16 protein-coding genes, 1 tRNA gene and 1 pseudogene are annotated in these 18,864 nt (G+C 35.9%); 11 read left to right on the forward strand and 7 right to left on the reverse strand.

What is annotated here, in order from left to right:
* Positions 1–8: 8 nt before the first annotated feature.
* The 4 genes from FBR08_RS01130 to pyrR form a co-directional block, all read right to left on the reverse strand.
* A complete protein-coding gene (locus tag FBR08_RS01130; protein ID WP_158960847.1) occupies positions 9–923 on the reverse strand; it encodes a ribonuclease Z in 915 nt (304 codons plus the stop codon).
* A 94-nt stretch (positions 924–1,017) separates the two neighbouring features.
* Positions 1,018–1,359: a ribonuclease Z gene (locus FBR08_RS01135; RefSeq protein WP_158960849.1), complete on the reverse strand. Its 342-nt coding sequence runs from the start codon at positions 1,357–1,359 to the stop codon at positions 1,018–1,020.
* 31 nt (positions 1,360–1,390) lie between these two features.
* Positions 1,391–2,317: an aspartate carbamoyltransferase catalytic subunit gene (locus tag FBR08_RS01140; protein WP_060873179.1), complete on the reverse strand. Its 927-nt coding sequence runs from the start codon at positions 2,315–2,317 to the stop codon at positions 1,391–1,393.
* 22 nt (positions 2,318–2,339) lie between these two features.
* Positions 2,340–2,888, reverse strand: coding sequence for a bifunctional pyr operon transcriptional regulator/uracil phosphoribosyltransferase PyrR (gene pyrR / locus FBR08_RS01145; RefSeq protein WP_158960852.1), 549 nt, complete (start codon positions 2,886–2,888; stop codon positions 2,340–2,342).
* Positions 2,889–3,104: 216 nt separating this feature from the next.
* Here pyrR and FBR08_RS01150 point away from each other — a divergent pair, with 216 nt between their 5' ends.
* The 5 genes and pseudogenes from FBR08_RS01150 to FBR08_RS16835 form a co-directional block, all read left to right on the forward strand.
* Positions 3,105–3,902: an META domain-containing protein gene (locus tag FBR08_RS01150; protein ID WP_158960854.1), complete on the forward strand. Its 798-nt coding sequence runs from the start codon at positions 3,105–3,107 to the stop codon at positions 3,900–3,902.
* A gap of 84 nt (positions 3,903–3,986) precedes the next feature.
* The gene (locus tag FBR08_RS01155) at positions 3,987–4,529 is read left to right on the forward strand and encodes an NADPH-dependent FMN reductase (protein ID WP_158960856.1); all 543 of its coding nucleotides are present in this window, start codon (positions 3,987–3,989) and stop codon (positions 4,527–4,529) included.
* Between the two features lie 14 nt (positions 4,530–4,543).
* Positions 4,544–4,617, forward strand: a tRNA-Ala gene (locus tag FBR08_RS01160).
* 285 nt (positions 4,618–4,902) lie between these two features.
* Positions 4,903–5,727: a DUF5694 domain-containing protein gene (locus tag FBR08_RS01165; protein WP_158960858.1), complete on the forward strand. Its 825-nt coding sequence runs from the start codon at positions 4,903–4,905 to the stop codon at positions 5,725–5,727.
* Positions 5,728–5,803: 76 nt separating this feature from the next.
* Positions 5,804–6,073 (forward strand): annotated as a pseudogene (locus FBR08_RS16835) (Arm DNA-binding domain-containing protein); the annotation flags it as partial.
* Positions 6,074–6,213: 140 nt separating this feature from the next.
* Here FBR08_RS16835 and FBR08_RS01175 read toward each other — a convergent pair.
* Positions 6,214–7,521, reverse strand: coding sequence for a hypothetical protein (locus FBR08_RS01175; protein ID WP_158960860.1), 1,308 nt, complete (start codon positions 7,519–7,521; stop codon positions 6,214–6,216).
* 448 nt (positions 7,522–7,969) lie between these two features.
* Positions 7,970–10,033, reverse strand: a complete 2,064-nt coding sequence (locus FBR08_RS01180; RefSeq protein WP_158960862.1) for a DUF7507 domain-containing protein — start codon at positions 10,031–10,033, stop codon at positions 7,970–7,972.
* Positions 10,034–10,947: 914 nt separating this feature from the next.
* Between FBR08_RS01180 and FBR08_RS01185 the strand changes: the two genes are divergently transcribed.
* The 3 genes from FBR08_RS01185 to FBR08_RS01195 all read left to right on the forward strand — a co-directional run bounded on the left by FBR08_RS01185 (position 10,948) and on the right by FBR08_RS01195 (position 13,710).
* The gene (locus FBR08_RS01185) at positions 10,948–11,595 is read left to right on the forward strand and encodes a hypothetical protein (RefSeq protein WP_158960864.1); all 648 of its coding nucleotides are present in this window, start codon (positions 10,948–10,950) and stop codon (positions 11,593–11,595) included.
* 22 nt (positions 11,596–11,617) lie between these two features.
* Positions 11,618–12,232 carry an outer membrane beta-barrel protein gene (locus FBR08_RS01190; RefSeq protein WP_158960866.1) on the forward strand — a complete coding sequence of 205 codons (615 nt, stop codon included), beginning with the start codon at positions 11,618–11,620 and terminating at the stop codon, positions 12,230–12,232.
* A gap of 140 nt (positions 12,233–12,372) precedes the next feature.
* A complete protein-coding gene (locus tag FBR08_RS01195) occupies positions 12,373–13,710 on the forward strand; it encodes a serine hydrolase domain-containing protein (protein ID WP_158960868.1) in 1,338 nt (445 codons plus the stop codon).
* A 22-nt stretch (positions 13,711–13,732) separates the two neighbouring features.
* Here FBR08_RS01195 and FBR08_RS01200 read toward each other — a convergent pair whose 3' ends face one another.
* Positions 13,733–15,652, reverse strand: a complete 1,920-nt coding sequence (locus FBR08_RS01200; RefSeq protein WP_158960871.1) for an OmpA family protein — start codon at positions 15,650–15,652, stop codon at positions 13,733–13,735.
* A 394-nt stretch (positions 15,653–16,046) separates the two neighbouring features.
* Here FBR08_RS01200 and FBR08_RS01205 point away from each other — a divergent pair, with 394 nt between their 5' ends.
* Genes FBR08_RS01205 through FBR08_RS01215 form a run of 3 tightly spaced genes read left to right on the forward strand, consistent with a single transcriptional unit; the run spans position 16,047 to position 18,752 of the window.
* Complete coding sequence (locus tag FBR08_RS01205; RefSeq protein ID WP_158960873.1) at positions 16,047–16,637, forward strand: glutathione peroxidase; 591 nt, start codon at positions 16,047–16,049, stop codon at positions 16,635–16,637.
* A 57-nt stretch (positions 16,638–16,694) separates the two neighbouring features.
* A complete protein-coding gene (gene menD, locus FBR08_RS01210; RefSeq protein WP_158960875.1) occupies positions 16,695–18,347 on the forward strand; it encodes a 2-succinyl-5-enolpyruvyl-6-hydroxy-3-cyclohexene-1-carboxylic-acid synthase in 1,653 nt (550 codons plus the stop codon).
* Between the two features lie 60 nt (positions 18,348–18,407).
* Positions 18,408–18,752, forward strand: a complete 345-nt coding sequence (locus FBR08_RS01215; RefSeq protein ID WP_158960878.1) for a DUF2853 family protein — start codon at positions 18,408–18,410, stop codon at positions 18,750–18,752.
* Positions 18,753–18,864: the final 112 nt, after the last annotated feature.

The following is an 18,864-nucleotide window of genomic DNA, read 5'->3' on the forward strand; positions in this document are numbered from 1 at the left end:
GTATTGGTTTATTTAGAGAAATCAAAGATAACACCATCATCGGCATTTAGTATCGTTCCGTCAAAAACTTCTGCTGCTTCTGTTTTAAAAAGAGTAATATCGTCGTATCTAGTAGAATAATGTCCTAAGACTAACGTTTTCACATTCGCCAATTTTGCAATTGTCGCGGCTTGTTTAGCCGTACAGTGCTTTGTGCGTTCGGTATAATGTGCTTCTGATTCTAAAAAAGTACTTTCATGGTACAATACATCAACTTCTTTGATAATGGGAACAACCGCCTCAGAATAATAGGTATCTGAGCAAAAAGCATAACTTTCTGTTGGTTCCGGATCATACGTAATCGTTTGATTGCGCACAACCGTACCATCATCAAGTGTGATATCTCCTCCTTGTTTGATTTTTTGATAGTAACAACGATCAATTCCCAAATCTTCAATCGCACCGATTCTCAACTTTCGATCTCCAGGTTTTGATTCAAACAAATATCCATTGGTATATACCCGATGATCGAGTGGAATAGTGCGTACGATGACGCGATCATCTTCAAAGACAACTTGGCTTTCTTTGCTTTCTAATTCGTGGAAGTACAAATTATATCCCGTAAACGAGTTACTCAATCGCAATTGCAATAAGATAATCTCTTTAATTCCCTTGGGTCCGTAAACGTGCAAATCACTTTGTCTATTCAACAAAGAATAAGTAGAAATCAAACCGATTAAACCATAGAGGTGATCGCCGTGTAAATGGGAAATAAAAATATGGTTAATACGCTGGAACTTAATTTTCTTTTTTCTCAATTGAATTTGAGTCCCTTCACCTGCATCAATCAAGAACATATGTCCATTTAGCTCTAAAACCTGAGAGGTTGGATTGGTCATGGTTCTCGGTGTAGCTGCATAACAACCTAATATAGTAAGTTTCAATGGGTCAAAATTTTATAATTCGTGCAGGTAAGTTACAAAAAAGCCCAAAGCCAACAAAAGAAAAAGGCTTAATTACCTTAAGCCTTTTCTATTTTTATAATTCTAAATCGCGTTGAATTTCGTCCATTTCAATTAAATCGAAAGCTTCTTGTTTGGTTGGTACAACAATCAGATCTCCATCAAAATCGTTAAAGTTCACTGCTGTTGTGACGATAACAAAAGATTTGTTTGCTTCTTCCATATGTTCAACTGCCAAGGCCTCAATGGATTCTAGGATTTCTTCCGTCACCTCTTCTTGTGAACTTGATACGTCGATTACTAGGTTAAACGTTTTAAATAAACTTTGATACTGTTCTTCTATTTTATGCAATACCTCTACTATCGTTTCCGTTCCAATTTGGATAACTTTAGTGTGTCCTTTTTCTATAACTTTCATCTTGCGCTTTTTTTGATTCCACTAAAATAGATTATTTAATCTTGGATGCCAAAAGATAAATAACTGCCATGCGAATCGCTACTCCATTTTCTACTTGATCCAAAATAACAGATTGCTGTGAATCAGCCACATCCGAAGTAATTTCCACTCCTCTATTAATTGGTCCTGGGTGCATAACCACAATCTCCTTATCTAGAGAATCTAGAATTTCTTTAGTCAAACCAAACTGTTGGGCGTACTCTCTGGTATTGGGGAAGTAACTGAAGTCCAAACGCTCATTTTGCACGCGTAGCATATTGGCTACATCACACCACTCTAGTGCTTTTCTCAAATTGGACTCTACCTTCACTCCCAAGCTTTCAATATATTTGGGAATTAACGTTTTAGGTCCGCAAACGCGCACTTCAGCCCCTTGCATTTGCAGGGCAAAAATATTGGATAAAGCAACACGTGAGTGCAAGATATCTCCGACAATCACCACTTTTTTACCTGCAACATCCCCTAATCTTTCGCGAATAGAATAACTATCCAAAAGTGCTTGTGTAGGGTGTTCATGTGCACCATCACCTGCATTTACAATACTCGCCTTTACATTTTTAGACAAAAAATAAGCGGCTCCTGGATTGCTATGACGCATAACTACCATGTCCACTTTCATTGCTAAGATATTATTTACGGTATCGATTAAGGTTTCTCCTTTTTTAACGGAAGATTGAGCAGAAGAAAAACTGATCACATCCGCTGATAAACGCTTTTGAGCTAATTCAAAAGACAGTTTTGTTCGCGTACTATTTTCAAAAAAGATATTGGCAATGGTAATATCGCGCAGTGAAGGTACTTTTTTAATGGGTCTATTGATTACTTCTTTAAAATGATCTGCTGTTTCAAAAATCAAATCAATATCCGCTTTGTTTATATATTTTATTCCTAATAGGTGATTTACACTTAATTCTTTCATTACTTCAATTGGATTTTCCGTTTTAATTATTGTCAAATTCTTCCAAATAGATGCAATCGCTTGCGCCATCTTCAGACCAATGCACGCGTACAGCTTCTTGGTCAAAGGCATCTACTTGTCTTCCTCTATAATCAGGTTGAATAGGCAAATGACGGCTAAATCTTCGGTCTATTAACACCAATAATTCAATTTCCGCAGGTCGTCCAAACGATTGAATGGCAGTTAAAGCAGCTCGAATGCTACGTCCTGTATATAAAACATCATCAATAAAAACTACTTTCTTATCTTCAACAAGAAAGTCAATTTCAGTTCGATTTGCTTCAAGTGGCTTTTGATTTCTCCTAAAATCATCGCGGAAAAACGTGATATCCAAATATCCCAACGGAACATCTGTAATCTTGTATTCAGTTTCCAAAATGGCTTTGATTCGCTTGGCTAAATATTTACCACGGGGTTGAATACCAATCAGTAGCGTATCGGAAAAATCCAAGTGATTTTCCACCAACTGACAGGCCAAACGATGAAGAATAATATCAATCTCTTTTGAAGTAAGTAATACTTTTGGATTCATATAAAAAAGAGTTGTGTTTGGGGAGTAAAATTACAATTAATTATGCTTCTCACCCAATTTATCCTCAATAAATTAAAAGATAAAATCCAGGTGCTGTAAAAGTATAGCCTTCTTTTATGTGTCAGGTAAAATGTTCGCTGGCTATTAAGTAAAACTTTATCTTTCGTCGCAACAGTTAATTCACTATCTTTAAAAGCCTAAAATCGAATTCTTGTTATGAATAAAATATACCTTACTCTCCTGTTTTTACTGCTTCTTATTCCGTCTGTACAAGCTCAGATTCCTCAGGATTCTGTGCTTAATACCACGTGGATTTTAACTCGAGCAACAAATACACTCCCGATTCAACGACAAACTACGTTGCAAATTAATACGGTAAAATACGAGATTAAGGGATTTGGAGGATGTAATAATTACACCTTACCGATCAAAGAAATCAAAGAAAGAAAACACTATACACAAATTACAACGGATGCCATCATCACCAATGACAATCGCTGCACCAAAAACGTCAACGATTTTGAGCAGGCTTTTTTACTGGCTTTGAGCAATCAAAAGCTTCGCGTCAACACAGATGATGCAACCTTGACTATTGTAAATGAAAACAAGCAAACGTTTACATTTTCCATGCAACCGCAAAATCCTCTGCTCAATTACATCGAGAAACACGCGTGGAAACTCATTCAACTTCAGGGAAACAGCAATCGAGTTTACCATCCTTATTTGACTTTTGACTTCCAAAACAATACAGTTATTGGCTATACGGGTTGTAGTTATTTTACGGGTAAGGTTGCCATTAGCAATACCTTTAATAAAATACAGTTTTTCGATTTAGAAGTGACAAAGAAAACCTGTGCCTCTACCAATCGAAAAGTGGTTGAGAAGGATTTTATTCAACTGCTTGAAGGGGAAACTTTTTCCTTTGACGTAGCAGAACAAACCCTTAATTTGTATCAAGACAACAAGCTGTTTTTCATGTTTGGCTTCATTCCTAAGCAAATGACTTCAGAATAAGTTGGAGCATTTTCACTTGTTACAATACAAGGTGACGAATATTTATCGTAAATTGTGAGCCGTAAAAAAACACGAAATAGTTTTATGAAAGCTTTAATTTTTAATGGTTCTTTGGATGAAGAATCTTTTAGAACGTCACGACGTATTGCACAATTCTATGCGGACGAATTCATAAAGGCTAACCTAGAGGTAGAACAAGTACACTTATCTGATTATCAGATCCCTATATTCCAAGCAAAACACATGGAAACCCCTCCTCAAGATGTTACCCGATTTATTGATGCCTTCCGTTCTGCGGATGTCATGGTTTGGTTAACTCCTTTGTATCACGGTGGGATGACGGGTGTAATGAAAAATGCTTTGGACTGGTTAGAATTGACCGCTCGCGACACCCCAGCGTATTTAACCAACAAAGTAATTGGCTTTACTTGTTGGTCTGCAGGAAATCAAGCGATGCAGGGAATTCAGGGATTGGATAATGTAGCTAAAGCACTAAGAGCCTGGTCTTTGCCTTACAGCATTCCCATTAGCAATATGGATTTGTACATAAATAATGAATTATCTGACGTATATCAGAAAAAAATGAGTATGTTAGCACAACTTTTAATCGATAGCAATAATCGATAAAAAAGCACAAGGTCGGGGATGTAGCTCAGTTGGCTAGAGTGCTTGACTGGCAGTCAAGAGGTCGTGGGTTCGAGCCCCATCTTCTCCACGTTTTAAGAAAAAGCTACCTGTAAGGTGGCTTTTTTTGTTTATAATACCCTGATATACTAACCCTTACCTTTATTAGCGTAATTTACACTCTTATTCTTTTTTGTTTAAAAGGTTGCAAAATAGGTTGCATGTTTTAAGTAGAGGTTGCATAGCAAATCATTATAAACCATCAGAAAGAATTACACTTGCCTCACTTAATTTCCAATCCACTGTAACAAAAAACACAATACGTACACTTATATAGGACAGTTTTTATATGGCAACATCAAACTAAATTAAAAAAATGAAAAAAATTCTACTCTTCCTTTTGTGCATTTCTCCTATTCTAGCATTTTCACAACAAAAAAATAAAATACTTCTCGTCGGCACCTTCCATTTTCACTTAGTTACATCTCAATTTGGCGTTGAATTTGACCTAAATAAAAAACAAACGGAGTTAGATGAAATAGCAGATCAAATTGCGGCTTATAAACCTACCAAGATTTTTGTTGAATGGGAATATACCAAACAAAAAGAATTAAATGAACTGTTTAATCTATATTTAAAAGACAACTCTTTGGAACTTGTTAGACAGAAATATGGAAAAAACGAAACAATGTATACAGAAAGTGAAATTCAACAATTAGGTTTTAGAATTGCAAACAAATTAAATCACAAAAAACTATATGCTTTTGACTATCTTATTCCTGAGCCTAATGATACAATAATGAATGCAATTCAGCAATACAATCAAATAGATCTCATGCAAGAGATACAACAAGATTTTGGTGAATATGGTCAAAAAATAATAAATACATTCCAAACAACTACTTCTATTAAAGATTTGCTCTTCTTTTTTAATTCCAAAGAATTAGAGCAACAATTAAACACAGGTTACATCTCCTTATTTAATAAAGTAGGATCAATTGATGATTTTTCAGGAGCTTATTTTGTATCTGAACGCTATAAACGCAATCTCTATATGTATTCCTTGATACAAAAGCAACTGGAGAAAACGGATGAACGTATTTTAGTTCTTGTAGGTGCTCAACATGCTGCAGGATTTTCTGAATTTATTTCAAATGATAAAAACATAGAAAACGTTGAATTAAAAACACTTGTCAAGTGATTTTTTAAACTTTATTTTTTACTTATTTAAAACTACCCTATCAGGTAGTTTTTTTATACCCTAAACCCAACAAACTATGGAACTACATAAACTAAATATACTGTTCATTATTTCTAGGAGTAGAATGAATAAACAAGGCTTAGCTTCGATTACCTGTAGGCTAACCTATAAAGAACAAAGGAAACAATTTGCTACAGGTTTATTCCTTAAACCAGAACACTGGCAAAATACCAAGCAAAAAGCACATCCTCCCAATGAGGAGAATAATTTTATCAATACACAGCTAAGCCTGATTCAGAACAAAATGAATCAGGCTTTTTTATTTCTACAATTGCAACAGAGCAAATTTAATGTTGAAGCTATCTACAAGCAATATTTGGGAGAAACACAGAATAAAGATAAATTTCTATTAGAAGCTTTTCACTATCCCAACAGCAAAATGGGAAAAGGAGTGGGATTAATTTCTCCCTTAGTTCGTGGTCCTTACTACTTAAACATCTCTACTACATCTAAAAAATCAGTATTCGCCCTTAATTCTTCCAGCGTATCAAATGTTGGTGTTTTGGCGCGCCCTAAAAGATCAACCACACCATATTGCTTTCCTTGTTTATTGATGTAATAGATTTCGCGTCTCTTATTGTCATACACAATCGCGGCGCTATCCTTTTGGAAGGTCATCATTTGATTGAGATCAAAATCCAAAACAACAATTTTACCTTTTTCTGTTTTACACCAAAAAGTCTCAGTGATTTCTTCGTATTTAATAGCTGTATATACCAAGGGAACAACTAGTTTCAAATCTTCATCGACAATCCCTTGCAATCCCCCTTTTTTATAGATAAAATACTTTCCTAAATAAACTTTTAACTCTTCATCTACTTCTAGCTGCTTGATTTCCTTTCCAAAGCGATTCAATACGTATTTTTTACCATCCTTAATTGCCTCAAAACCATGCCCGTTAGAAAAATACGGATAGATACCGTCATAAGTTTTTGAAACGACTTCTTTTTTAAAGTTTATCAAATACATTTTATTTCGCACTTCTTCATATAAAATAAGTTGAACTTCTGGAAATACGTCAACATTGCGAACTGTTCTAGAACTGTTCTGATTCTCAATAAACAAATTGCCTTCCAAATCTACGAGTTGTTTGTCTAAGTGAAAGAAAACAATTTTCTTATTGGCAATAATGGGCATATAGTTCCTATCTGCAAATATATTTCCCACTATTTTACTGGCCTTTAGGTCAAAAATAGCAGTCTTTCCCTCTTTCCGTATCACGGCGTAATGCGATATCTCTTCTACATCAAAATACAGTTTCGAATAAAGCCAATTCACCCCTTGCAAATCGGTAATTAACGGCTTCAATTCCGAATCAAACAAGGTGTAAATGCCATCTTTTCCTGCATAATAATAATCATAATTAAACGAAATAGTTGAATACCCCAATTCCTTTAATTGTTCTTTTCTTTCGTCTATAAAAGAATACAGTTCATCTGATTTAAAAGTATACCCTTCTATAAATCGCTCATATTCGGTTTTTTCTCTATAATAGGGAATAATGACAAGTGGTTCAAAATTATAGGATCGAACAGCTATAATAGAATCGAGGAGCTCTTTACTCCATTGATTCAGACAATACTTTTTATTTTTATTCACTAGATTTAGAAATTCACCCTCACTGCTGCTATTTAGGTGTAATTGTTTCTTTAGGTCTAAACAATAGTCAGTGGTTTGGGAATAAGAAACCGTAAAACTTAAATAAACAAACAAAAATAGCGGTATCGTTTTCATTTTCAATTTTTTAGCAAAGATAAGTCTTTTACTCTATAGGAGTACGTTTTAACAAACACCCCAGACTAGGGCGTACAATGCGATAAACATAGCGTATTGTCCTATGTGGTCGCTATATTAACTTACTCATCGCCTTTTTGATGGATTACCCCAAAAAAATGCTCCTTTATTTTCTCTTCTTTGACAAGAACCCAAGTGTTGCTTAAATATAAAATAATACATTTTACACTAAAATAACGAACGCTATTTTTGACTTAAATTCAAAATTTAATCTTCATTCTTTCCAAGACATACAGCCATAATGACTAGCTTCACCTTATTCAACAAAAAACGCAATCAACTTAAACATAAGCGATTGCGTTTTTAATTGGTTTTATGATCTATTGTTTTTACTTGTTTTTACTCCTTACAATCACAACCTAAGGCTCAGCGAAATTGTATCCAGGACTTAATACAACAGTTGAATCCATCCTGTATGTTTATCTCCTAAAATATTGTGTATAATATAAAAATACGTACCCGATGGAAGCAAAGTACTACTGGAAGCATGTTGTCCATACCATTCATTTTTATATGGACTCGCACTGTACACTTCTATTCCTAGTCTATTAAATATTTTCACCTGAGCAATATCGTAATCACTTAAATCAAACACATCATTCTTTCCATCTAAATTTGGAGAAATACCCCGCGGAATAAACATTTCTTGATAATTGATATCCGTACAGGTTTCACATGGGAGTACGGGGTCTTCATTATCTTCAGCAGCAACATAAACTGTATTAATGAATTTTCCGCGATGCGATGCTGGAATTTCTATTTCCACCGTATACGTTACTTTATCCCCAACCTGTAAAAAGGGAATCACTTCATTTAAATCTCCGATTCCTGAAGTTCCAAGTGAACTGGTCCATTTTTTTTTGTCTATCATTGGCATAGGATCTTCTACTTTTACATCTATAGCTGACCCTGGTCCTTTATTCTCCACAACAATTTGGTACGTTGTTGTTTGACCTGGTTTATAATAGGAAGCGGAATCATCCTTAACAGCGTGTAAATCAGCTTGATATTTTATAGGTGTAATCGTTGGATCATTGCGCATTGCCGTTGTCGGATCATCTGATACCAAAGTAAGCGTACCGCTACTTGTCTGTCCCACTAAAGCGGCTTGATTTATTACTTTTTTTGCTCTAAAATCCTCCAACGTAATGGTGTGCAAAGCCTTTACAGCAACTTCTTCTCCGGGGCTTAACCTCTTTATTTCCGCAGGAATTAATGACCCTTGATTTGCATTTTCATCGACTAAGACAATATCTTCTACAATTGTTTGCCCCACATTTTTGACTACAATTGTATACTCGATTAAATCGCCAACCAAAATATAATCCTTGTCTACGAATTTTTTAGTAAATGTCAATTTACCTAAAGCAACGATAGCCTTGGAATTATTATTTTCTAAATTTCGATCAGGATAAGACCCCGAAACTGAAGCTTCATTCATATACTCCCCTTTCGATTTAATCTTTACCCGTATTTCTATTGTCGCCGTTTGTTGTGTAGTTAATGTACCTACTTCCCAAATACCCGTAACTTCATCATAGGTTCCTTGTGAAGCGGTATAAGCAATAAATTCATATCCGGAAGGAAGCAAGTCCTCCACCTTTACCTGATCATCATCGAATTTATCACTATTATTTTTTACCGTCAACAAAAAAACAGCTTCTCCTTCTTCTTGTTTCTTTACCTCCTTAACAAGAGATAAATCTATATTTTCACATTCTCTAACCGATAACCCATAGCCAAATCCTTGTATTTGCGTGGGTCCAGAAACGGATTGTGTCACTTGAATTACATTGTCAGCCCCTGTATTCCACGGAACGATAGTCAAGGGAACTACCGCATTTGTCGCTCTATTAAAAACTTCTAATTCTTCAAGAGCATCTGTGGTTGAACGCTTTCCAGAAAGTTTAACATTCCCATTCTTGTCAATGGATACCCGTACAGCAGGAGTAGGGTTATTTTCTCTGGTAATTAAATCAATCGTTTCTGTATTATTTATTTTCCAAATATCAACAATACCATTCAATTCCCATCTTGCTCCATCTGCTTTAAAGCGCACATTTTGTCCTGTAGTTCCCGAAATTTGAAATTCCAATTCCTCAGTATGTAGGCGAACCCCATTAATAATCATATTAAAGGAATTATCTAACTTATAAATATCTAATACAAAACCACGATCTGTACCCGGTTGCTGAAAGTTCTCAACAATGGGATTACTAGGTGCACGACCTTCTGCATAAAGCCACCCAAATCCTTTTCCCTCTATATCATTAAAACATTCCTCTTCCTCCTGTAAATTTGAAAATACTTTTACCTCTTTTTTGTTTTCTGTTTTTTGTGTTTTTGAAACTGGTGCAGCATGCACGAGAATAGGTGTTTTACTCTTAGCCTCGACACTGGGCAAACCACTAAAATAGAATACACCTACAAAAAATAAAATCTTTGTTTTCATTAGTTAAAATTTGGTTTAATTTATCATAAAATGAAATTGAAACATTTAAACAAATAAACAATATCATTGAAAATTGGGTGCCAATATAATAATTTACACCAATTTTAAAAGTTTTTTTAAACTTTCGTAATAATCAACCAGTAAAAAACAAAGTACATACCCTAAAATACAAGAACAAATACTTCCGTTGAAAGTCTTTTTTTTTACACTTCCAAACGAGTAAGAACAAATTTTAAATGTAGAATTTAATAGAACAAGTCAATAAAAATAAGGAGTAGGTAAAAAAATAGAAACGCAGTTTATTTGGAAATAAAATTTAGCACACTTTTCTGTTCAATATTTTTTTTACACTCTAAATCAGGTTCATACCCCCTCGTTTGTTCTATTTTGAGTCCCCGAAGTAAAAGATAAATACAGGGGCAATAAAAACTAAAAATTGATTTATAAACAAAAAAAAACGGAATAGATGTTTTTTAATTACAAAAACCAGACGTTAAACGCCTTTTTATACAGTAAACTTATTTTCAAATTTCACCCCCTCTGCTTTAGGTGAATATTTCCTCTTATTTCATCCTGAATGCAACCTATTATGACTGTGCAATCAATTGCATTCCACTCTTTTTGTATTGAAGCTGTACGCAAATGATCGTCTTGCGAACAAGAAAATAACATACTAACTAAGGTTGAAAAAGACATTCTCTTCCTATAATTCAGAAATAAAGGTTAAATAAAGCCGTTTGCTTAACTAAAATTAACACAACGAAAAGCGGTTTTAAATACAAAAAACACAGATAATAATTTCAAACAAAAATAAATTAACAACAACAAACCAATAATACCGATAAATAAACAACATTAGTAATTATATTATTTATTTATGTTAAAAAAACTATATTTGCTAAAAAACAAGAACAATGAAGAACATCTTACTCACCTTACTTCTGCTCTTCCCTTTGTTGATTTCGGCAAAATCATACAAAGGCACTATTTATTATAAAAATGACAATAGAGCGGTTAATCTTGAAATCCAAATGCCAATCAAGGTCGATGCAAAAAAGCTGAAAGTGAAAATCAATGGCAAAAGCGAAAGTATTGATGCTAGTACCTTATCCTACCTGGATATTTACCTCAACGATGGTACAAAAAAAATAACGTTTAAACGCGGAAAAGTATCTCATTTCAAAAAAAATGGCGAAATCCGAAAAAGACAAAATGTTGATGTATGGTCTATGTTAACGGATGTGCGCGAAAATATTATAGTTTCTGCTGCAGGACTGATGTACGACGTCAAAAAGAAGAAAAACGAAGAATACATCCTCATTATTTTCAATCCCATATCACAGGGCTTTTACTTAAGTAAGGCAAACTCAGATATCCTAGTCAATACGGATCCATACTTTGATGAGTCTTTCGAATCTAAACTAGGTGGTGCTAAAGATCTTTTATTCCCAGAGTGTGAAAATATCATGGAACTTTTTGCAGAAGCTCAAAAAAGTGAAAAAAAATCCAATCGCCTTGAGGTGCTTATTAAAACCTACGAAAATTGCTTAACAGGCAATTAAATTATAACAACTAAACTAAAACATGAAATTTAAATTACACCTTACACTACTTTTCTTTTTTCTATCTTTTTATTCTGCTCAAGCACAATACGGTTACGGTTATGGCAATGGTTGGTGGTGCTATGCTTGTGATTTTGGCATTGAAGTTGGCGGAATTGCTTCCAATATCAACGGAATGGATGCCAGTGAAAAAGCAGGACTTTATATCGGTCTATACAATTCCTATGAATTCAATGACCATTGGGGCATTCGATATGGAATGGGCTATGCTAATGTTGGAGCAAAAATAAAAGAATACGACACCAATGTCGTTTTACACACCATGCTTATTGAACCTATTAGTGTACACTATACCTTTAGAGATAAATTTAAAACTTTTCTTGGTACGACCATAGGCAGTACGATGGTAGGTAAAAACCCATACAATGAGGTAGAAACGGGGATGACCCTTTTTCCCAAGGGAATTAAACATTTTGATTTTAGTGTATTTGCTGGTGGTGGATACAAACTAACGGATAATTTAGATCTTAATCTCCGATATAACCTTGGTTTAACCAATATCAACGACATGGAAAATGCTACAGACAAATGGAAGAGCAACTGGCTTCTCTTGAGTCTGGCCTATACTTTTAGATAAAATACACCCCGTGCTGTATACCCTAGCAGTCTCAAATGAAGAGGCTGCTTTTTTTATTTTGATTTGATTCTTGGTCATGGCAGCGAGGTTGTCTACAATTAAATCTATATATTTGAGTTTATTCACAAGTCTCCACACCTATGAAAAAAAACGGGTATTTTTCGTTGCTTCTTTTGTTTGTTGCTTCCATAGCATGGGCACAAAAATTTGATACAGCCAAAGCAGATGAATACATACAACGCATTACCCTGCATCAAAGGGGAATTGGTTCTGTGGCGATTTACAAAAATAACAAAACAGTATACGCACGTGATTTTGGACATGAATTGGTGGGAGAAAAGAATCAAAATCCGCACCTCTATCGCATTGGATCGATCACCAAAATGTTTACCGCTGTTTTAATTTATCAATTAGTAGAGGAAGGAAAACTCAAACTAGACGATCGCATTGCATCTTACTTTCCCGAACTTGCTATTTCGAATTTATTTACACTAAAAATCAGCGATTTATTGAGTCATACCAGTGGTTTGGATGATTATACTTGTAAAGAAGACGATTTTTATTGGCTGAAAGAGCATCAATCTCAAGAGGACCTACTCGACAACATCACCCAACAAGGAACCCCACATTATGGTGCAAAAAAGAAAAACTTTTTCTTTTCCAATACGGGTTATTATTTACTTGCGCGTATTGTTGAACAAAAGCGCAACCTCAGCTATGACGAAGCGGTAAAAAAACACATCATTCAAAAAATAAAACTTCAACATACCTATACGGCTAGTGATGTTTTACCTTATGCAGTGCAATCCTACCAATTGTTTGATCAATGGGAGGTGATGGATGAAATGCAGATTGAAAACACCAATGGCGTGAATGACCTCATTTCTTCTCTTGACGATTTGGCGCGATTCAATCAAGCGTTATTTGCTCATAAATTGATTTTGAAAACGAGCTTAGCTAGTATGAAACCCGTTCCTTACAAGGAAAAATACGGAAGAGGCATGATGTACTACCTCTACAAGAAAAAGAATTTTGTTGGACATACAGGAGGTACATTCGGTACTTTCTCTTTGCTTTACTACAATGAAGCTGAAAAATTAACCCTTGTTTATGCCATCAACGGAGCTGCTTTTTCGCATTACCAACTGTTTGATGCCTTACTGGCAATACTCTATAACAAAAAATATGTCCTTCCGTCGTATGAAACAATTCCGGTTACAGCGGAACAACTACAACCTTTTGTAGGAACGTATCGCCAAGGGCAATTAGACCTCACCATTGAATTTGTCATTGAAAAAAACAAGCTGTTCCTAAAACCTTCGGGATGCAACCGCTATGCACTCTTAGATGCTATTGGCGAAAATACCTTTCGATCACCAGAAGGAACAGTTACCTATAGTTTTAATCCCGCCAATAAACAAGTGGTTGTTCAACAATTAAAAGCGAACTTTGTATTGAATAAAATAGAAAGGGAATAGTTGAAGCTATTCCTTTGCTATTCTACCGCTGGAGTATGATAAACTCCGAACGCCTATTTTGCTGGTGTTCCACCTCCGAACAAGGTTTACATGCTACTTTGGGCTCACTACTTCCCACGCCTTTGCTTTCTATGCGTTCAGGTTGAATACCTTGGTCTACTAAATACTGTGCCGTTGCATCGGCTCTAGCCTTTGACAGCTTTTTATTGTACCTTTCTTTCCCTACTTGATCGGTATGTGCTACAATTGAGATTCTCATCGTATGATGCTCCCGCATAAACTGCACCAAGCGATCCAATTCGCGTTGACCTACCGTCGTAATCGTCGCTTGATCAAATGCAAAAGGGATATCGTTTAAAACGATTTTATTGTCTTGAATCTGTGGTTGCACTTGCTTTTTCAACATAATTGTTTGAGGATCTCCGATTTGTTTTTGGCTTCGTCCCTCTTCTTCTTTATAGAAGTAACCTTCTTTTTCTATTTTTACAACATATGCCTTATCACAAGGAAGTTCCACCGTAAATTCTCCCCTCCTATCCGTTTTTACTTCTGCTAGCACCTGACGAGACAAATCGACAAACACAAGCTGAACTCCAGCAAGCGTTTCTCTTGTTTCTCCATCGTGAACCACCCCGCGCACCGGAGTTGCACAAAGGGGTTTAACTCGATAAATATCCTGTCTTTCAATGCGATTTGTTGAAAGGAATCCATATTCACGCTCACTGTTGTACACCAGGTTAAAATCATCTTTTGGCGTATTAATTCCCTCGCCTAAGTTCTGAGGTTGTGCTTGGGGATCGTTTAAATTGAGGGAATAAATATCCAATCCGCCGTATCCTCCCCAGCGATCCGACGTAAAATAAAGCATCTTATCCGCACTGATAAAAGGATAGTCTTCGTCATATCCCGTGTTGATGCGGTCTCCGAGATTTTCTACTTCGCCAAAGGCTTTGCCCTCTTCTAAAATAGGCACTCTCCAAAGGTCCAACCCTCCATGACTACCGGGTTGATTGGACGCAAAATAGAGGTAATCTCCCTGCGCTGTAACAAAGGGATTCACATAAGTATATCCCTCTTGCACAAAGGGCAATACCTTAATTTTCCTCCATTTCTTCCCCTTGCGCTCCGCCCAAAATAAACTCATCATCCCCTGTCGTTTTTTGACTTCTTTGTGTTTTCTAAACTTGCGATGGCGATAACTTTCTGAAGCAAAATAAATGAGCTTATTCGACGGATGCATTACCGCTTGTCCGTCCATAAATCGACGATTGATTCGCCCCCTTAACAAACTGTGTTCATAAAGCGGTTCGTCTTTTGATCGGATTGTCGTTTGGTAAATGCCCGTATTGGGAAAAGTTGTGCCTTTCTCGCGTACTTCAAAGAGTCGACGGATCCACTTTTGTTTATATTTTGATCGATTTGACACAAATAAAAGCGTGTCTGTTGTCGACCAAGACAAGCTGTGATTGGCATAAATAGGCTCATTAATTCCCGATTCTTCGACAAAATAAATAGAACTATGTTGGCCTGGACTGGGGTAATCCTTTGCATGTTGTAAAAAATAAAGTGCACGCGCATCTTCTGCCGCACCTTTGGCAAACTTTCTCATCGCTGCTTCCGCTGCCTCATAACGTCCATTTTGCGTTAGGTTATACGCCAAGCGATAATAAAAAGCTACATCTAATGCCGGGTCTTGTTCCAATGCCTTTGCATAATACTGCGCCGCCTGAACAGTAAGTCCTAGTTGATCATAACACAGCGCTAACTGCTGATAGATGTAAGTAGGAGTACGCCTTCCCCTCAATAAACGCGTATATTCATCCTTCGCTTTGACATAAGTTGCCTCAGCAAAGTACTTGTCTGCTTTTTTTATACTGGGTTTTCGCTTTGCTTGTACTGCTACTGCTATAATCAGAAACAAGAACACAATTGCTTTTCTCATTTTATATCCTTTCATTTTCATTTCGTACTACTAACGCAGCGGTTGCTTTAAGATTGCTATACACCCGGAGTTTAATAGAGAATTAACACGCATTTTTACCTCCATTTAGAATATGACACTCCTCCCTTTATTTTCTTGTATTTTCTCTATTTTTTTAGTCTAGTTATACGGGATACCCGCCACCCAGCCATGGTAGTTTTTATGTCGGAAAAAAAATTACTATTAAATTCTAAAAATCAAAGTTTTATATCTTCTACCATTGAATAAAAAACACCTTGATCCTTTACTCCTCATTTTAAAACGTTAAAAACCTAGTATTTACCAAATCTATTTGTAATTTTAATACATCGTAAATCAGGCCTACCTTCAAGTAAGTCTCTCAGCAACTAATCGAATGAAAAAATATCTTTTGGCCTTTGCATTACTTGCAATTAGCCCATCAATTGTAAAAGCTAACGAATACCTAAAACAAACATCAACCATGAAAGAAACTGCAAAAAACCAACAAACAATTTACCAATTCAAGGTAAAAGATTTGTATGGAAATGATTTTGACTTTGCCACATTAAAAGGAAAAAAAATAATGATTGTCAACACAGCTTCTGAATGCGGCTTAACTCCTCAGTATGAGCAACTACAAAGCTTATATGAAGAATTTGGAGAAGGCAATTTTGTCATTATTGGATTTCCGGCGAATAACTTTGGCAGTCAAGAACCTGGATCTAATGCGGAAATTGCAACCTTTTGTAAAGCGAATTTTGGTGTAACCTTTCCTATGATGGAAAAAATATCAGTTAAAGGAGACGATATGGCACCGATCTATCAATTCTTAACCGAGCAAAAACAAAATGGATTTGCTGATAGTGCCGTAGAATGGAATTTTCAAAAGTACTTAGTAGACGAAAAAGGACATGTCGTACAAGTAATCAATCCACGAATACTGCCAAATGATCCAGAAATCAAGGAATGGATTAAAAAGAAATAAGGAAGAATAAGGAAGCCATAGTAATTTTATTCGTAATTTTATCTTTTTGAAATTACTATGGTTTATCCTACTATACCGCTTGCACAAAGCATTATTGAACTTTGTAAAGCAAAAAATCTAACAAACGTTGTTATATCACCAGGATCTCGTAATGCCCCCTTAACTATTGGCTTTACTAATGATCCTTTTTTTACTTGTTATAGTATTGCAGATGAACGTTGTGCGGCCTTTTTTGGAATGGGACTTGCGCAACAAACACAGATACCAACCCTTTTAGTTTGCACTTCAGGTTCAGCATTGTTGAACTATTACCCTGCGATTGCGGAAGCTTTTTACAGTCAAATTCCCTTGATTGTTTTAGCTGCAGACAGGCCTTTACACAAAATTGACATTGGTGATGGGCAAACGATACGCCAACAAAATGTATATCAAAACCATATTTTATATAGTGCCAACTTAACGGAAGAAGCAAATGCAACTAACGACCATTTGATTAATGAAGCTATCCATACGGCTGTCATTCAACAAGGTCCTGTGCATATCAATGCCCCTTTTGAAGAGCCTCTCTATCAAACGACAACCCAATTAAGCGTGAAGCCCACAATTGAGAAGCCTATTCTTCCTCAATTGCCGGTTGTCGATTATAATTATTACGTCAATCAATGGAATCAAGCGACTAAAAAGCTTATTTTAGTAGGTAGTTTACCTCCGCATAGTTTAACGCAAGACCTCATTCAAAAGCTAACCGCTGATGGTTCTGTCTTGTTTTTAGCTGAAACGATTAGCAATATCCAAGCCCCCACAGTAATTAATGCGATTGATCGCTTGGTTATTCCCATGAAGGACGAAGATTTACAACACTTTCAACCTGATATCTTATTGACCTTTGGAGGTATGGTGGTCAGCAAAAAAATCAAGCAAATTTTACGTCAATACAATCCTAAACAGCATTGGCATGTAGATACTCTACGCCATTATGATACGTATGATTGCCTGACAGATCGCATTTATACGGATGCCCCATCTTTTTTAACTCAACTAACCACAAACACACAAGCTGTTTCGTCAAACTACAGTACTTGGGCCAATGAAATAATGTGTTCGCGCAACGCAAAACACAGCCAATTTTTGAGTGAAGCCATCTTTTCTGATTTTGCAGTTCTTGATTACCTGGTTGCGCAATTGCCCCACAACAGTCAATTGCAAGTGAGTAACAGTGCGGTCATTCGCTATGTACAATTGCTTCCTATCGATCCGAGTATTGACGTTTTTTGCAATAGAGGAACGAGTGGTATTGACGGGTGTACTTCCACGGCAATTGGAGCCTCAATCGGATCGGCAAAACCAACAGTACTGCTAACGGGGGATATTAGTTTCTTTTACGATAGCAACGCCCTGTGGAATGCGTATGTTCCAAAAAACTTTAAAATTGTCTTAATCAACAACGGCGGAGGGGGTATTTTTAGAACCTTACCTGGCCATCAAGAAAATGAAGTCTTCAATACGTATTTTGAAACGACACACCAACATCGAGCACAGCATCTAGCCGCCATGTACGATTGGGCCTATTTTCAAGCGGATACAAAAGAAACGCTGACATCACAAGCACAGGCCTTTTTTACGCTGTCAAATCGTCCAGCTATTCTAGAGGTAAATACCCCTACCTTCTTGAATGATGAAGTATTTAAAAAATATTATCGCAATTTGTAATTTTTTTATTCTATCTCTTTTATTTTTAGTAACTTGTATGAAACAAATAAAAATAAAATTATGAGTAAAAGAGCTGAATTGATTGAAAAATACGCTGCAGACTTAAAAGACAAATGCGGTGTAAAACCAAACATGGAATTATTAGAAAAGGTGACAATTGGTTGTGGACCTTCGATTTACAATCAAGATTCATCCACTGTAGCAAGTTCATCAGAATCTGAAATGGCCACTGTTCGCAACAATTTCTTGATTAAAAAATTAGGATTAAAAGACGATGCTAAATTAGATGAAGGATTGAAAAAAGTAGTGGATCAATACGGCGCATCGAACAAGCATAAATATAGAGCAGTATTGTATTATTTATTAACGGTTCACTTCAAAAAAGAATCGGTTTATTTAAAATAAGCATACGAGTACATAAAAAAGAAAAAGAGCCTTTAGGGGCTCTTTTACCTTTCGTCCTTTAGGACACAAAAAAAAATATGATAATTGTTGTATAACAAAGGGGTTCTCGCCT

The organism is Myroides fluvii (assembly GCF_009792295.1).
GTDB lineage: Bacteria > Bacteroidota > Bacteroidia > Flavobacteriales > Flavobacteriaceae > Flavobacterium > Flavobacterium fluvii_A.

Bases quoted from the DNA above. Each gene is read 5' to 3' on its own strand.
- FBR08_RS01135 (WP_158960849.1), bottom strand. From the start codon at position 1,359: ATGAAAGTTATAGAAAAAGGACACACTAAAGTTATCCAAATTGGAACG.
- FBR08_RS01140 (WP_060873179.1), bottom strand. From the start codon at position 2,317: ATGAAAGAATTAAGTGTAAATCACCTATTAGGAATAAAATATATAAAC.
- pyrR (WP_158960852.1), bottom strand. From the start codon at position 2,888: ATGAATCCAAAAGTATTACTTACTTCAAAAGAGATTGATATTATTCTT.
- FBR08_RS01150 (WP_158960854.1), top strand. From the start codon at position 3,105: ATGAATAAAATATACCTTACTCTCCTGTTTTTACTGCTTCTTATTCCG.
- FBR08_RS01155 (WP_158960856.1), top strand. From the start codon at position 3,987: ATGAAAGCTTTAATTTTTAATGGTTCTTTGGATGAAGAATCTTTTAGA.
- FBR08_RS01165 (WP_158960858.1), top strand. From the start codon at position 4,903: ATGAAAAAAATTCTACTCTTCCTTTTGTGCATTTCTCCTATTCTAGCA.
- FBR08_RS01175 (WP_158960860.1), bottom strand. From the start codon at position 7,521: ATGAAAACGATACCGCTATTTTTGTTTGTTTATTTAAGTTTTACGGTT.
- FBR08_RS01180 (WP_158960862.1), bottom strand. From the start codon at position 10,033: ATGAAAACAAAGATTTTATTTTTTGTAGGTGTATTCTATTTTAGTGGT.
- FBR08_RS01185 (WP_158960864.1), top strand. From the start codon at position 10,948: ATGAAGAACATCTTACTCACCTTACTTCTGCTCTTCCCTTTGTTGATT.
- FBR08_RS01190 (WP_158960866.1), top strand. From the start codon at position 11,618: ATGAAATTTAAATTACACCTTACACTACTTTTCTTTTTTCTATCTTTT.
- FBR08_RS01195 (WP_158960868.1), top strand. From the start codon at position 12,373: ATGAAAAAAAACGGGTATTTTTCGTTGCTTCTTTTGTTTGTTGCTTCC.
- FBR08_RS01200 (WP_158960871.1), bottom strand. From the start codon at position 15,652: ATGAGAAAAGCAATTGTGTTCTTGTTTCTGATTATAGCAGTAGCAGTA.
- FBR08_RS01205 (WP_158960873.1), top strand. From the start codon at position 16,047: ATGAAAAAATATCTTTTGGCCTTTGCATTACTTGCAATTAGCCCATCA.
- menD (WP_158960875.1), top strand. From the start codon at position 16,695: ATGGTTTATCCTACTATACCGCTTGCACAAAGCATTATTGAACTTTGT.
- FBR08_RS01215 (WP_158960878.1), top strand. From the start codon at position 18,408: ATGAGTAAAAGAGCTGAATTGATTGAAAAATACGCTGCAGACTTAAAA.